Consider the following 15,135-nt stretch of genomic DNA (forward strand, 5'->3'; position numbering starts at 1 on the left):
CCGGGTGGGGCTACTTAGTTGGTCGGCTCGAAAGCTTCGGCGACGATCTCCGCCTGTTCCACCGCGTGCACCTTGCTCGAACCCGAAGAGGGCGCGGACATGGCGCGGCGGGAGATGCGGCGCAGTTTGCCGAGGCGATCGGGGAGGACCTCGGGGAGGTTGAGGCCGAAGAAGGGCCAGGCGCCCTGGTTGGCCGGTTCCTCCTGGACCCACGCGATGTCGGTCGCGTTGGGGTAGCGGTCGAGCGACTCGTTCAGGCGGTAGGTGGGCAGCGGGTAGAGCTGCTCGATCCGCACGATCGCGACGTCTTCACGCTTCTGCTTGGCCTTTTCGGCGGCCAGCTCGTAGTAGAGCTTTCCGCTGGTGAGCAGGACCCGCTTGACCTTGCTGCGGTCGCCGACGCCCTGCTCGTAGGACGGCTCGTCGAACACCGAGCGGAACTTGCTCTCGGTGAAGTCCTTCAGATCCGACACGACGGCCTTGTTGCGCAGCATCGACTTCGGGGTGAAGACGATCATCGGGCGGCGGATGCCGTCCAGCGCGTGGCGGCGCAGCAGGTGGAAGTAGTTCGCCGGGGTGGACGGCACGGCGACCGTCATCGAGCCCTCGGCACACAGCTGCAGGAACCGCTCGATGCGACCGGAGGTGTGGTCCGGACCCTGACCCTCGTGGCCGTGCGGCAGCAGCAGCACGACGTCGGAGAGCTGACCCCACTTGGCCTCACCGGAGGAGATGAACTCGTCGATGATGGACTGCGCGCCGTTGACGAAGTCGCCGAACTGCGCCTCCCACAGCACGAGCGCGTTCTCGTTGCCCAGCGAGTAGCCGTATTCGAAGCCGACGGCGGCGTACTCGCTCAGCGCGGAGTCGTGCACCGCGAACCAGCCCGGGTCCTTGCTGCCGATGTTGTGCAGCGGGGTGTATTCCTCGCCCGTCTTGCGGTCGATGATCACCGAGTGCCGCTGGGTGAAGGTGCCGCGCCGGGAGTCCTGACCGGTCAGGCGCACCGCGCGACCCTCGTCGATCAGCGTGCCGAAGGCCAGCAGCTCGGCGAAGGCCCAGTCGACCTTGCCCTCGTAGGCCATCTCGCGACGCTTCTCCAGCACCGGCTTCACCCGCGGGTGCACGTTGAATCCGTCGGGCACGTTCAGGAACGCGTCGCCGATGCGCTGCAGGATGGTCTTGTCCACGGCCGTCTGCACGGTGGTCGGCACGCGCTGGTCGTCCTCGACCGACTCGCTCGGCTCCGGGGTGTACTTCTCCAGCTCGCGGACCTCGTTGAACACCCGCTCCAGCTGACCCTGGTAGTCGCGCAGCGCGTCCTCGGCCTCTTTCAGCGAGATGTCGCCACGGCCGATCAGGCTCTCGGTATAGGCCTTACGCACCGAACGCTTGGTGTCGATCACGTCGTACATGGCCGGCTGGGTCATCGACGGGTCGTCGCCCTCGTTGTGGCCACGGCGGCGGTAGCAGACCATGTCGATCACGACGTCCTTGCGGAACTTCTGCCGGAAGTCGACCGCGAGGCGGGCCACCCAGTCGCAGGCTTCCGGGTCGTCGCCGTTCACGTGGAAGATCGGCGCGCCGATGAACTTCGCGATGTCCGTGGAGTATTCGGTCGAGCGGCTGTTCTCCGGCGCCGTGGTGAAGCCGATCTGGTTGTTCACCACGATGTGGATGGTGCCGCCGACGCGGTAGCCGCGCAGGCCGGACAGGTTCAGTGTCTCGGCCACCACACCCTGACCCGCGAACGCGGCGTCACCGTGCAGCATCAACGGCATGACGGAGTAACCCTCCGGGCCGTCGCCCTTGTCCAGCAGGTCCTGCTTGGCCCGGACCAGACCCTCGAGCACCGGGTCGACCGCCTCCAGGTGCGAGGGGTTGGCGGTGAGCGAGACCTCGATCTCGTTGTCGCCGAACATCTGCAGGTAGGTGCCGTGCGCGCCGAGGTGGTACTTCACGTCGCCGGAGCCGTGCGCCCCGGCCGGGTTCATGTTGCCCTCGAACTCGGTGAAGATCTTCGAGTACGGCTTGCCGACGATGTTGGCCAGCACGTTCAGCCGGCCGCGGTGCGGCATGCCGATGATGACCTCGTCGAGCGAGTGCTCGGCGCACTGGTCGATGGTCGCGTCCATCATCGGGATGACGGCCTCGGCGCCCTCGAGCGAGAAGCGCTTCTGCCCGACGTACTTGGTCTGCAGGAAGGTCTCGAAGGCCTCCGCCGCGTTCAGCCGGTTCAGGATGTACTTCTGCTGCGCGACAGTCGGTTTGACGTGCTTCTGCTCGACCCGCTCCTGGATCCACTGCAGCTGCTCGGTTTCCAGGATGTGCGTGTATTCCACACCGACGTGGCGGCAGTAGGCGTCGCGCAGGACCGAGAGGACCTCGCGCAGCTTCATCTGCTCCTGGCCGTGGAAGCCGCCGACGTTGAACGTGCGGTCCAGGTCCCACAGGGTCAGGCCGTGCTGGGTGACGTCGAGGTCGGGGTGGCTGCGGAACTTGTCCTTGACCAGCCGCAGCGGATCGGTGTCCGCCATCAGGTGGCCGCGGTTGCGGTAGGCGGCGATCATCTCGAGCACGCGGGTGCTCTTGTCGACGCCGCGTTCGCGAATGTCCTTGCGCCAGCGCACCGGCTCGTACGGCACGCCGAGGCCGTGGAAGATCTCGTCGTAGAACTCGTCGGAGATCAGCAGCTGGTGGATGGTGCGCAGGAAGTCACCGGACTCCGCGCCCTGGATGATGCGGTGGTCGTAGGTGGAGGTGAGCGTGATCAGTTTGCCGACGCCGATATCGGCGATCCGCTCGTCGCTCATGCCCTGGAACTCGGCCGGGAACTCCATCGCGCCCGCGCCGATGATGGCGCCCTGACCCGGCATGAGCCGGGGCACCGAGTGCACGGTGCCGATGGTGCCGGGATTGGTCAGCGAGATGGTGACGCCGGCGAAGTCGTCGGCGGTCAGCTTGCCGTCGCGGGCACGACGAACGACGTCCTCGTAGGCGGTGTGGAACTGGCCGAAGGACATCGCCTCGGTGCCCTTGATCGCCGCGACGACCAGCGATCGGCTGCCGTCCTTGCCGGGCAGGTCGATGGCGAGACCGAGGTTGGTGTGCGCCGGGCTGACCGCGTTCGGCTTGCCGTCGATCTCGGCGAAGTGCCGGTTCATGTTCGGGAACGCGTTGACCGCCTTGACGATCGCGAAACCCAGCAGGTGGGTGAACGAGATCTTGCCACCGCGGGTGCGGGCCAGATGGTTGTTGATGACCAGCCGGTTGTCGATCATCAGCTTCGCCGGGATGGCGCGCACGCTGGTCGCGGTCGGGATGGTCAGCGAGAGGGCCATGTTCTTGGCCACCGCGGCGGCAGCGCCGCGCAGCACCTTGGCCTCGTCGGCCGCGGCGGCCGGCTTCGGGGCGCCGGAGGTGGGCGCCGCGTTGGAGGTCGGCGCCGGGGTGGTCTGCGGTGTGCGCGCGGTGGCCTTCGCCGGCGCCTGCGCGGGGGCGGCGGGCTTGGCCGGTGCGGGCGCGGCGGCCTTGGGCGCCGCGTTCGCCTTGGGGGCCGAGTTCACCGACGCGGGTGCCGGAGCCGGGGTCGGCGCCTGCGCGGGAGCGGCCGCGGCCGGAGCGGCCGAGCTGTTACCGGAATCACCCGTGGCTTCGGGCGTGTAATCGGCGAGGAACTCGTGCCAACTCTCATCGACCGAAGATGGATCTTGCTTGAACTTCTGATACATCTCATCGACTAGCCACTGGTTCTGTCCGAACTGGGAAGTTGAGCTGCTCACAGCAGGTGTTCGCCTCATTTCGTTCTTCGCGCTGCGACGTTTGTGACGTGCCCGGCACGGGGATCAGCGGAATCGCGCCGATGCGCCCTATCTGAGGATAGGCCCAGCAGCAAACCGACGGAGCGACTGACCACCCGACAAACCTCACCTCATAGAAGACGACTTGTCCGTAACCAAGAATATTCCCCCGGTCTCACGTGCCGCCGACCACAGTGCGGCATACGGTCCAGCCGCGGCGAGCAGCTCGGCGTGGGTCCCGATTTCCGCGATCCGGCCGTGCTCGACGACGGCGATCCGATCGGCCCGTGCGGCCGTACCGAGCCGGTGTGCGACGAGGACGGTGGTCCGGCCACGGGTCAGCGATCGACTCGCGGCAAGCACCGAGGCCTCGGCGTCCGGGTCGAGGGTAGCCGTGGCTTCGTCCAGCAGGAGTAGATCGGGGCGCACGAGCTCGGCACGGGCTAGCGCGATCAGCTGCCGCTGACCCGCGGACAGGCCGCGCCCGCGCTCGCCGACCGGCTGCCGCATGCCGTGCGGGAGGGCGGCGATCATCTCGCTCGCACCGACGGCAGCTGCGGCTTCGGCGATATCTGCCTCGGTCGCGGACGGCTTCCCGAAGGCGATATTGCTCGCGACATCACCGCTGAAGAGGTGTGCCTCCTGCGGGACGATGCCGAGCCGGGCGCGATAGTCGGTGAGACGGTAATCACGGATATCGGTGTCGTCGACCAGGATCGCGCCGGTGCCGTCGGCCGGGAGATCGTAGAGGCGGGCCAGCAACTTGACGATGGTGGACTTGCCCGCGCCGGTGGGGCCGACGAGGGCGAGGGTGCTGCCCGCGGGAATGGTCAGCGAGACGTCGTCCAGGGCGAGTGCTTCGACGCCGGGGTAGTGGAAGCGCACGTTGTCGAAGACGACCTCGCCGTGCAGCCGCTGCTCGATCGGCACCGAGTCGGCGCGATCGATCGCGATCGCCGATGGCGTGCGCAACAGTTCGCCGATCCGGCGCAGTCCGACCCGCGCCTGCTGATATCCGTCGAACACCTGCGACAGCGCGAGCACCGGCATGAACAACAGATCCAGATACAGCACGAAAGCGATCAGCGTGCCCGCCGTCGTCGTGCCGGCCGCCACCTCGCGCGCGCCGACGAAGATCACCGCGGCCAGCGACACACCCGACCACGCGGTGACGAACGGGAAGTACAGCGCGATCGAAGCCTGCGCGCGCATCCGGCTGCGCCGGTATCGATCGGAGTATTCGGCGAACCGCCGGGCCGCGACCGGCTCGTGCCGATTGGCCTGCACCGCACGCAGTCCGGCGACGTTCTCCTGGAAGTCGGCGTTCACCGTGGAAACGTTCTCCCGGGACACCGTGTACGCCGTGGACGCGAACCGGCGGAACAGCGCGGTCGCCACGAATAGCGGCGGCAGCGTGGCCAGCACCACCAGCGCCAGCGACAGGTCGATCACCAGCAGCGCGACCGCGATCCCGACGAAGGTGAGCGCGCCGATCAATGTGGTCGCCAGCCCGGTCTGCATGAACGTGGACAGCGAGTCCAGGTCGGTCGTCATCCGGGTCATGATCCGGCCGGACAGTTCCCGCTCGTAGTAGTCGAGCCCGAGCCGTTGCAGGTGCGCATAGCTGCGGATGCGCAGGCCGTAGAGCACCCGTTCGCCGGTTCGCGCGGTGATCAGCGTGTTCGCCGCGCCGACCAGCCAGCCCGCGGCGACCAGCAGCAGACCGAGCACGGCGGCCACACCCAGCGCACCGGCATCGTCCCCGCTGACCCCGCTGTCGATGGCGAACCGCACGATCGGCGGGAAGGCCACCCCGACCAGCGCGTCCAGCAGCAGCAACGCGATCGCGGCGAACACCAGCCCGCGGACCGGCCGCAACAACCTGGTCAGCCGGAACTCGGGATCGGGCTGCCGCATCTGCTGCTCATCGATGCTCGGCTGTTCGGTGGCGGGCGGCAGCAGCGCGATATTCCGGCGCAGCTCAGGCGTTTCGGTGAGATCGGCGGCCGCGGCCGCGAAGGTGCGGCCCGCACTGCCGTTGGCGGCGGTGGTGGGAATCGCGGCGGTCGCGCCGTGCGTGGGCAGGTGCGCGCTCTGCGGTGCGGGCAGCCGGATCACCCGATCGGCATGCGCGAGCGTCGATTCCCGGTGCGCCAGGATCAAGGTGGTGCGCCCGGCCTGATCGGGCAGCGTGCCGAAGATCGCGGCCTCGGTGATCGCGTCGACCGCGGAGGTCGCGTCGTCCAGCACGAGAATGCGCGGCTGCGCCAGCAGTGCTCGGGCCAGCGCGATGCGCTGGCGTTGCCCGCCGGACAGCGTGAGCCCGCGTTCGCCGACGACCGTGTCGTAGCCGTCGGGGAGTTCGCTGATGAAGTCGTCGGCCGCGGCGGAGGTCGCGGCGTGCCGGATCTCGGCGTCGGTCGCCTCCGGCCGGCCGATGGCGATATTGGCCGCGATGGTGTCGGAGAACAGGAACGGGTCGTCGAACACCACCCCGATGGCGCTGCGCAGCTCGGCGGCACGCAGATCCTCGAGATCGACTCGATCGTCGTCGTTGCCGAACAAGCGAATATGGCCCGAGTTCGGCGCATAGAACCGGGGGAGCAGCAGCGAGAGCGTCGTCTTCCCGGAACCGGCCGGCCCGATGATCGCGACGGTCTCACCGGGCCGCACGGTCAGGTCCAGCTCCCGCAGCACCGGCTGCTCCGGGTCGAATCCGAAAGTCACCGCGTCGATTTCGATGCCGAGCGGGCCCGAGGGCAGCGGCGTCGGCTCGGGCGGGTCGGTGACGATCGGCGACGTATCGATCACCTGGTACACCCGCTCGGCCGCGGCGCGGGTCAGCTGCGCGAGTACCAGCGCGCCGGCCATGATCCGCGCGGTCCCGGTCATCGTCGCGACATAGGCCGCGAACGCGACGAAGGTGCCGATCCCGATCGTCCCGTGCAACGCGAGCAATCCGCCGAGCACGATCACCCCGACCATGCCGAGCTGCGGAATCGCGGCCACCGTCGGCGCGAACCGGGAGTCGACCGCGGCCGCCCGCATTCGCTCGGAATAGAGCGTGCGACTGTGCTTTTCGAGCACGTCGACCATCCGGGCCTCCTGCCCGAACCCCTTCACCACGCGTACGCCGGTGACGGTCTCCTCGACGTGCTGCGCAACATCGGCGGCCCGCTGCTGCGCGGACCAGGTGGCCGCGTACAGCTTCGGCCGGACCCGATAGACCACCACCGCGATCGCGGGCACGACCAGCAGGGCCAGCACCGCGAGCGGCGGCGACAGCCACAGCATCACCGCCGCGGCGAGCAGGAACTCCAGCACCGCCATGCTCGACAACGGGACCATCGCCAGCAGCCCCTGCACCAATTGCAGATCGGTGATCGATCGCGACACCACCTGCCCGGTCCGGATCGCGTCCTGCCCGGCACCATCTAGGCGTTGCAGCGAGCCGAGCAGATCCACCCGCAACGAATGCTGCACGTCCAACGACAACTTGCCGGCGAGCAGCCGCCGCCCGAACCCGGCCGCGAACCTGCCGAGCGCCAGCAACAGCAGCAGCCCGGCGACCACACCGATCACCGCGGTCTCACCGGTGCCCGCGGCATCGACGGCGCGTTTGGTCAGCAGCGGTCCGGCGATCTCTACCGCCGCACCCGCCAGCACGGCCGCCCCTAGACCCGCCAGCGTGCCCCGGTGCGACCGGCTTTCGGCCCACAGCCGGCGAATCCAGCCAGGACCGTCCGGGTCGCGCTCAGCGGACTCGGTGTGTGCACTCGCTTCGACAACCCCGCCCATAACCATCCACGGTAACGACGCTCACCGACACGTCTTTTGTTCCCGTGCTGCGCCGGCTCAGAGGTCGAGGCGGCGCAGGTTCCACCAGCCCGCGCCCCCGATGCCGATGGTCCACAGCAACAGGACCACGACCGCGGCGGGCGTGGGGGCGAGGAAGTCGCTGTCGGGGTAGGAGCCGACGGCGATGGTGCTGATCGTGGCGGACCCGGGGAACAGGGTGACGAAGCCGGTCGCGCCGACACCGTTGGCGATCAGCCAGAGCAACGGCTCGGCGATGACCAGCCAGCCGAGCACGACCGCGATGGCCTTCGACGACGAACGCAGCAGCAGGCCGAGCCCGGCGCCGATCACCGACCAGCAGACCGCGGCGAGCAGTCCGCCGCCGAGCACCGCGGCCAGTTCCAGGTCGAGGTCGAATTTGCCGCGCCCGAAAGCAATGAGCGTCACGACCGCGACCACCTCGACCGCGAGCGCGACAGCCAGCGCGAACACGCCGGTTACCAACAGCTTCGCGGCGGTGAGCCGATCGCGGTCCGCGGTGAACAGCGCGGTCACCGGCATGCTCTGGTGCCGGTACTCGCCGCCGCTGCCGACCGCGCCGAACACGGCCGCGGCCAGCACTACCACCGCGATACCGACGTAGAGCCCGATCGTCGCGGTACCGGTGACCGGTTCGCTCCGCGGATCGGCCTTGCCCGCCAGCAGCCCGCTGGCCACGCTCGCGAGCAACGCGACCACCAGCGGCACGCCCGCGAGGATCCGGCTCAGCGGCAGCGTGCTGACCTTGCGGACCTCGGAGTTGATGGACGGCACCAGGTCCGGGGGCACAATCGTGATCATCGTGGAATTCCGTAGGGCGTCGGCGTCGGATGATGGGCGGCCCCGGACAGACCGGGGTAGGGCGAGACCGCCGGACCCTGCGGCTTGGTCAGCGACGCGAGCACCCGGTCGGGATGGATCAGGTCGGGGATGATGCTGTCCAGCCGCACCTGCGCCGTCGTCGCCGCGTTCCGGATATCGGTCTCGGTCGCCTCGGCCACCGCGAGCCGTCCGTCCGGCCGGATCACCGCGTCGGTGAACCCGCGTGCGGCCAGCGTGGTGGCCAGCGCGATCGGCGTGGACGCCGCGACGACCAGTCGATCGGGATGGCTGCGCCGCAACCGCGCCGGAGTGCCCTGATAGACCACCGCACCCTCGCTCAGCACGATCACACTGTCCGCCCCCGGCAGCACCGCGGCGAGGCTCTCGCTGGTCACCAGCGCGCTGCCGCCGCGCTTGGCGTGCCTGCGCAGAAAGTCTTGCAGCCAGCCACGTTCCGCGGCTTCCAGGCCGTCCATCGGCTCGTCCAGGATCAGCAGCGGCGGATCGCCGAGCACGGCCGTCGCCAACGCCAGCCGGGTCTGCTGACCGGCCGACAGCGCGCTGCCCTTCGAGCCGGCTTCCTCGCCGAGCCCGACCAGGTCGAGTACCTCCTCGACGCGCCCATCCGACACACCGACCGCCGCGGCATACACCCGCAGATGGTCGCGCGCGGTCCGGGCGGGGTGCAGTCCGCGCGGCGCGAGCACGCCGCCGACGACCCGCGCCGAGCTGATGTCCCGATCGGCGTCGCCGCGCGCCCGATTCGATCCGGGCCCGCCGACCGCGGCGGTCCCCGAGGTCGGCACGAGCAGCCCGAGCAACGTCCGCGCGATGGTGCTCTTGCCCGCGCCGCGCGGCCCGACCAGGGCTGCGGTGCTCCCGGACGCGACGGTGAAACTCACGTTCTCGACGGCGGAAACCAGACCGTAGCGCTTGGTCAGGCCGCGGACGGAGAAGGCGAGCGACGGCACCGCGTTCACTGTGGCTTGGTCGGCGATTGCGGCTTCGTCGGGTCGATCGCGGTGAGCGGATCGGCGTCGACGATGAGGTGCCGGTCGGCCGGCCAGACCACCGGCGGGGGACCGAAGGCCTCGCGCGCGTTCTTGATCGTGGTCTTGCCCATCGCCCGGTTGCCCACGCCGCCGATCACCGCGCCGATGCCCGCCGGCACGACCTTGCCCGCCATCAGGGCGGCGCGCCGGGTGATGAAGCGGACGATGAATCGCTTGAGCAGCGAGTCGTTCATCGAGGAGAGCCCGGGGATCCGGTTGGCGAACACCGTGCCCCAGTTCTTCGCCGAGGTGCCGACGGTCTTCTGCACGATGTCCATGCCGCCCTCGCCGAGCACGACGGCCAGCACCAGCGCCCGGCGCTGCTCCTTGTCCTCCGGCGAGATGCCGTGCACCGCGGCCACCGCGAGGGTGAACACGGCCGAGGCCTCCATGAAGAAGGTGGTCTCCGCGCTGACCGCGGCGATCGCCGCGACCGTGCCGACGCCGGGCACCGCCGCCGTCGCGCCGACCGCGCCGCCGCTGCCGGTCACCGCGAGCAAGTACTGGTTCTCCAGCCGCTCGATGATCTGCGCGGGACTTTCCGACGGGTGGGAACGCCGGATCCGATCGACATACTTGGCGACCGCGGGCCCTTGCAGGCGAGACCCGGTATCGAGTAGCTGGACCACCGTCTTCTCGAACGCGCCTTTGAACATCGGCGGCACCCTCCTCTTCGGTCTGCTGAGTGAACTGTATGGCACCAGCCGCAATCAGCTCGTCATGACAACGATGTACCCAGCCTGATCGGTTCCATCAGTCCGGTTGGCGCAGCGCGGGCACTCGTTCGGCCAGCGCCGGCGGCGGGGGCGGGGTGCCGTCGCCGAACGGGCGGCCGCCCAACGCTTCCCGGCCGTGCGGGGTCAGCCAGTTCTCCAGGTCCGGCCCCTTGGGCACGATTCCGGTGGGATTGATGTCGCGGTGCACCACGTAGTAGTGCTCCTTGATCTGCCCGAAATCGGTCGTGTCGCCGAAACCCGGTGTCTGGTAGAGGTCACGCGCGTACGCCCACAGCACCGGCATCTCGCTCAGCTTGGACCGGTTGCACTTGAAGTGGCCGTGATAGACCGGGTCGAACCGGGCCAGCGTGGTGAACAGCCGGACATCGGCCTCGGTGATCGTGTCGCCGACCAGATAGCGTTGCGTCGCAAGGCGTTCCGTGAGCCAGTCCAGCCGGTTGAACAGCCGATCGTAGGCGGCCTCGTAGGCGTCCTGGGAGCCGGCGAAACCGCAGCGGTAGACGCCGTTGTTGACGTCGCGGAACACCGCGAGGTTCACCTCGTCGATCTCCGCGCGCAGCGCCTCCGGATACAGCTGCGGCGCGCCCGCGCGCTGGAACTCGGTCCACTCGGTGGAGAAGTCCAGGGTGATCTGCGCGTAATCGTTGGTCACCACCTGCCCGGTCGGCACGTCCACCACCGCGGGCACCGTGATGCCGCGCGGATAGTCCGGGAACCGGGCCAGATACGCGTCGCGCAGCCGGGGGATGCCGAGCACCGGGTCGACGCCGCCGGGATCGAGATCGAAGGTCCAGCTGAGCTTGTCGTGCGTCGGTCCGCACAACCCCAGCGACAGCACCCCCTCCAGCCCGAGCAGGCGCCGCACGATCAGCGTGCGATTCGCCCACGGGCAGGCCCGCGCCGCGATCAACCGGTAGCGCCCCGGCTCGACGGCATAGCCATCGCGGCCGTCGGCCGTGATTCGCGTGGTGATGTAGTTCGTATCCCGCTTGAACTCGCCGGGCTCGACGTAGGAGCCGCTTTCCGCCGACTTGGTCACCTGGACAGTCTCGCAGACGTAGCACTTAGTCTGACCGGATGACCGATACGAAGGCCACTCGCCTGGAACGCGAAATCACCGACGGCGGCGCGGAGGTGGCGACGCTGACGCTCGCCCATCCGCCGCTGAACCTCTTCGACCGGGCGATGCTCGACGCGCTCATCGAGGACGTCGCCGAGCTGTCGGCCAACCCGCCGCGCGCGGTCCTGCTGCGCGCCGAGGGCAAGCTGGTTTCCGGCGGCGTGGACGTGCACGTCTTCGACGGGTTGTCGGTCGAGCAGGGCGCCGAACTGTGGCGGACCCTGTTCGCGCAGATCATCCACCCGGTCGAGGCGCTGCCGTGCCCGGTGGTGTTCGCCGCGCACGGCCTCACCCTGACCGCCGCGTTCGAGATCGCGCTGGCCTGCGACATCATCCTGGCCGCGCCCAAGGCGAAGTTCGGCCTGGTGGAGACCGTGGTCGGGCTGACGCCGTCGATGGGCGGGCCGCAGCGACTCGCCGAACGCGCCGGCTCGGGCCGGGCGCGCGAATTCGTGATGACCGGCGACCTGTACGCCGCGGCGACCATGGCGGACTGGGGCGTGGTCAACGCGATCCACGACGACGTCGACACGGCGGCAAGGGAATTGGCGCACCGCCTGGCGAACGGCCCGACGCGGGCGCACGCCGCGACCAAGCAGATCATCGAGGCGTGGCGTTCCGGCGGTGTCGCACACGCGGATTCGGTGACGCCCGAGGTGTCCGGCGCGCTGTTCGACACCGCCGACCTGAAAGGCGCGGTGCGCAGCTTCCTCGAGGTCGGTCCGGGGAAGGCGACTTACACCGGGCGGTGACAGACCGGACACGTTCGTCGCCTCTCCCGGCTAAAATGTGACTCGCGTCATATAGTCGCAGGGCCTGCTGACTCGAGGCGCGCGGAGGACGAATGTCGCAGTTGCTCGTCGAATACCCCCTGACCCGCCCGTATGCCAGTGCTAACCCGCTGGCGCGCGCGGCCGACGGCGTGCTGCGCTACGGCAACCTCACCCCGGCGCTCACCGAGTTACTCGATCTACAGGTGCACGCCTTCTCCCAGCGCGAGGCCGTGGTCGAGATCGGCGGCCCGCGGCTGACCTATCGGGAGCTGTGGCATTCCGCCTCGCGCATCGCGGGCGGATTGCAGGAGCACGGCATCGGTTACGGCGATCGGGTCGCCGTGCACATGCCCACCGGTGTCCGCTGGGTACAGGCGTTTCTCGGCGCGCTGCTCAGCGGCGCGGTGCCGGTGCTGGTGCACGACGGCCTGCCGGACGCGGTGGCCGAGCGGGTGATCGCCGACAGCAGTGCGGATTTCGTGCTCGGCCGGGAGATCGCGCGCGGCGCCGACCTGCCCGACGGTGCGGCGTTCATCGATGACGGTGCGGCCCTGGGTGATCTGGCGTTGCTCAGCTACACCAGCGGGACTCAGCTCAGCGCGACCACCGCGCCCAAGGGCGTGGAGCTGACCAACGAAAACCTCTTGTCGGCAATACGTTCGGTGGTCTCGGCGCTCGATCTGCCGACCGACGGGCTGCGCAACCTGGTGCTGCTGCCGCTCGCCCATGCCAGCGGCTGTGTCGATCAGCTGCTGCCGACCTTCGCCGTCGGCGGCACCGTCGTGCTGGCCCGGGACAACCGGGGACTCGCGGAAGCCATTGTGGCCGAACGGATCGACATGGTCTCGGCGACGCCGCGGATCTTCGCCGGACTGCTGCCCGAACTGGCCGCGCTGCGCGCCGACGGCGTGCGCACCGAGGACATCGCCCGGATCAGCAAGGCCGGGCACCGCGGCGAGCGCGCCGCCACGCCCGCCACTCCCGCCGACCTGGCCGCCGAATTGCGGGACATGTTCCCGGCCGCACGGCAATGGTCCATCTGGGGCGCCACCGAAACCAGCGGCATCGGCCTCGCCGTCGACGACGCGGAACCGGCGGCCGACGCCGACACCGTGCTCGGATTCCCGTTCGGCGGTACGGAATTGGCGCTGTGGGGCCCGCAGGCGCAGGCCGGTCACGGCGAACTGCTGTGCCGCGGCCCGAACGTCTGCCCGCGCTACTGGAACGACCCGACCACCACCGCCGCCCGCTTCACCGGAACCTGGTTCCACACCGGCGATCAGGTCACCATCGATGCCGACGGCCTGGTCCGCCGCGGTCCGGCTCAGGACGAATGATGCTGTCTCACTCCAGCATCCGCTCGCGCAGCCGGGCCCGCAGCTCCGGGGTGATCCCGGCGGCCGTCAGATAGGTGCCGACGTCACCGTGCAACTCGTGCATCGATGCGGTGGCGGTGCTGAGGTATTCCTCGCGCACGCCGAGCAGGTCGATCGAAAGTTCCTCGCCGCCCAGCAGTTTCGTCGTCATCATGGCGCGCAACGCCGGGACGGCGCCGTTGCTCTCCAGATAGTCGGCGCGCACGTCGGCCTCGGACACCCCGACCGCGCGCAGCAGCGTGGCGATGGCCCAGCCGGTGCGGTCCTTGCCCGCCGCGCAGTGCACCAGCACCGCGCCGTCGCCACGCGCGATCGACTCCGCGAGCGCGGCGATCGCGGCGTGCGCCTCGGGCAGCGCGGGGAACATCCGGTAGACCTCGAGCATGTGGGTGAACGCGCCCTGCGCGTCGGTGTGGTGCGGCGGCGCCTCGGCCATCCGCGCGTCGAACGGGGTGACGTTCACCCGGACGCCCTCGGGCACCCGGTCGTGGCCGATGTGGTCGATCTCGCGTTCGCCGCGCAGGTCGTGCACGTCGCTGACCCGCAGGGTGCGCAGGGCGGCCAGGCCCGCCTCGTCGAGGCCGGTCAGCTGCGCCGAGCGCAGCAGCACGCCGGGGCGGATCTTCGCGCCGTCGTCGGTGCGCAGTCCACCCAGGTCGCGGAAGTTGAAGGTGCCGGAGATGAAGTACTGGTCGGCTGGCGGCGAGAGAGTCACCGACCAAGGCTATCCGGCCGTCGGCATCGAGCGGGTGTCGTTCATGGATCGAACCGCACACCGGTAGGTGACCGATTTGCGCGGTTCACCTGTGTGATCGGCCACAGGATTCGGGGTGCCTTCGAGCCCGCCCGTACAGTGGACAACGGTCTGCTTATCGGCCGGGCAGGGCTGAGAGTGACCCCGAGGGAGGGAAATCCGGACAGGGCGGAGTGGTACCCCCACTATTCCGTTTGGGTAACAAAACATTCTTTCAGTCTGGAATTACCCACTGAACCTGTTCTCAAACCCCGGAAACCCTCTACCATTGATGAACGTTGGACCGGGCAGCCTGGGATTTCCAGCGAATTGCCCGCCATGTTCGACGAGTCGCGCCGACGAGGGTGCGCGAGATCTTTTCGCCGAGGGAGTCGTCGTTGAGCGTACGAGGAGACACCGCAGTGGTTCGGCTGCGGCCGACCATCTGCGAGGCCGTCGAAAAGGCGGCCGCGTCACTGGACCATGGAGGTGTGCGCGCGCTACGGGTGCTACTGCATGCCGGCGTGAGCGCGTATTGGCCGCTGGTCAAGGCCGCGCCGGCCAAGCAGGTCCAGGCCTACGAGGCGACGGTGCAGACCCTGCGCGAGCGGTGGGCAGTGCAGACCGACTGCATAGCCGACCCGGCCGCGTCCGCCGTCTATCGGGAGATGGACACCGAGGTCGCCGCCTTCCTACAACTCTGCGCCGATCGTTCGGGCGCGCAGTGGCTGGAGCCGGTCGAGGCCATCGCCGCCTACGCGGTCTCGGTGCTGCAAGGCACCGTGTTGCGCTGGCTGGCCGACTGCAATGACGAGACAATGCTGGTGGTGCTCGACGATCTGGTGAGCAGCCTGGCGACCAGGGCCGCCGAGATCTAGTCGGCTC

General features: G+C 69.2%; 10 protein-coding genes. 3 read left to right on the forward strand and 7 right to left on the reverse strand.

What is annotated here, in order from left to right:
* Positions 1-14: 14 nt before the first annotated feature.
* The 6 genes from F3087_RS14180 to F3087_RS14205 form a co-directional block, all read right to left on the reverse strand.
* Complete coding sequence (locus tag F3087_RS14180) at positions 15-3,800, reverse strand: multifunctional oxoglutarate decarboxylase/oxoglutarate dehydrogenase thiamine pyrophosphate-binding subunit/dihydrolipoyllysine-residue succinyltransferase subunit (protein ID WP_150402368.1); 3,786 nt, start codon at positions 3,798-3,800, stop codon at positions 15-17.
* 126 nt (positions 3,801-3,926) lie between these two features.
* Positions 3,927-7,598, reverse strand: coding sequence for an ABC transporter ATP-binding protein (locus F3087_RS14185; RefSeq protein ID WP_150402369.1), 3,672 nt, complete (start codon positions 7,596-7,598; stop codon positions 3,927-3,929).
* 57 nt (positions 7,599-7,655) lie between these two features.
* Positions 7,656-8,438: an ABC transporter permease gene (locus F3087_RS14190; RefSeq protein WP_150402370.1), complete on the reverse strand. Its 783-nt coding sequence runs from the start codon at positions 8,436-8,438 to the stop codon at positions 7,656-7,658.
* Positions 8,435-9,430, reverse strand: a complete 996-nt coding sequence (locus F3087_RS14195) for an ABC transporter ATP-binding protein (protein ID WP_223885063.1) — start codon at positions 9,428-9,430, stop codon at positions 8,435-8,437. The genes F3087_RS14190 and F3087_RS14195 overlap by 4 nt, the downstream gene beginning before the upstream one ends.
* Before the next feature lie 5 nt (positions 9,431-9,435).
* Positions 9,436-10,167 (reverse strand): hypothetical protein, encoded by a 732-nt coding sequence (locus F3087_RS14200; protein ID WP_150402372.1) that lies wholly within the window; start codon positions 10,165-10,167, stop codon positions 9,436-9,438.
* 97 nt (positions 10,168-10,264) lie between these two features.
* Complete coding sequence (locus F3087_RS14205) at positions 10,265-11,287, reverse strand: glutathione S-transferase family protein (protein WP_150402373.1); 1,023 nt, start codon at positions 11,285-11,287, stop codon at positions 10,265-10,267.
* Positions 11,288-11,325: 38 nt separating this feature from the next.
* On the opposite strand from F3087_RS14205, the gene F3087_RS14210 reads away from it, so the two are divergent.
* On the forward strand, positions 11,326-12,120 hold the full coding sequence (locus F3087_RS14210; protein WP_150402374.1) for an enoyl-CoA hydratase/isomerase family protein: 795 nt from the start codon (positions 11,326-11,328) through the stop codon (positions 12,118-12,120).
* Between the two features lie 92 nt (positions 12,121-12,212).
* The gene (locus F3087_RS14215) at positions 12,213-13,478 is read left to right on the forward strand and encodes a class I adenylate-forming enzyme family protein (RefSeq protein ID WP_150402375.1); all 1,266 of its coding nucleotides are present in this window, start codon (positions 12,213-12,215) and stop codon (positions 13,476-13,478) included.
* Positions 13,479-13,485: 7 nt separating this feature from the next.
* Here F3087_RS14215 and F3087_RS14220 read toward each other — a convergent pair whose 3' ends face one another.
* A complete protein-coding gene (locus F3087_RS14220) occupies positions 13,486-14,232 on the reverse strand; it encodes a tyrosine-protein phosphatase (RefSeq protein WP_150402376.1) in 747 nt (248 codons plus the stop codon).
* A gap of 416 nt (positions 14,233-14,648) precedes the next feature.
* Here F3087_RS14220 and F3087_RS14225 point away from each other — a divergent pair, with 416 nt between their 5' ends.
* Positions 14,649-15,128, forward strand: coding sequence for a TetR family transcriptional regulator (locus F3087_RS14225; protein ID WP_150402377.1), 480 nt, complete (start codon positions 14,649-14,651; stop codon positions 15,126-15,128).
* Positions 15,129-15,135 lie beyond the last annotated feature (7 nt).

Origin of the sequence: Nocardia colli, from assembly GCF_008704205.1 — a bacterium.
In the GTDB taxonomy this organism is placed as follows: domain Bacteria; phylum Actinomycetota; class Actinomycetes; order Mycobacteriales; family Mycobacteriaceae; genus Nocardia; species Nocardia colli.

Excerpts from the sequence above, each read along its gene's own strand:
- F3087_RS14180 (WP_150402368.1), bottom strand. The coding sequence starts at position 3,800 with ATGAGGCGAACACCTGCTGTGAGCAGCTCAACTTCCCAGTTCGGACAG.
- F3087_RS14185 (WP_150402369.1), bottom strand. The coding sequence starts at position 7,598 with ATGGGCGGGGTTGTCGAAGCGAGTGCACACACCGAGTCCGCTGAGCGC.
- F3087_RS14190 (WP_150402370.1), bottom strand. The coding sequence starts at position 8,438 with ATGATCACGATTGTGCCCCCGGACCTGGTGCCGTCCATCAACTCCGAG.
- F3087_RS14200 (WP_150402372.1), bottom strand. The coding sequence starts at position 10,167 with ATGTTCAAAGGCGCGTTCGAGAAGACGGTGGTCCAGCTACTCGATACC.
- F3087_RS14210 (WP_150402374.1), top strand. The coding sequence starts at position 11,326 with ATGACCGATACGAAGGCCACTCGCCTGGAACGCGAAATCACCGACGGC.
- F3087_RS14215 (WP_150402375.1), top strand. The coding sequence starts at position 12,213 with ATGTCGCAGTTGCTCGTCGAATACCCCCTGACCCGCCCGTATGCCAGT.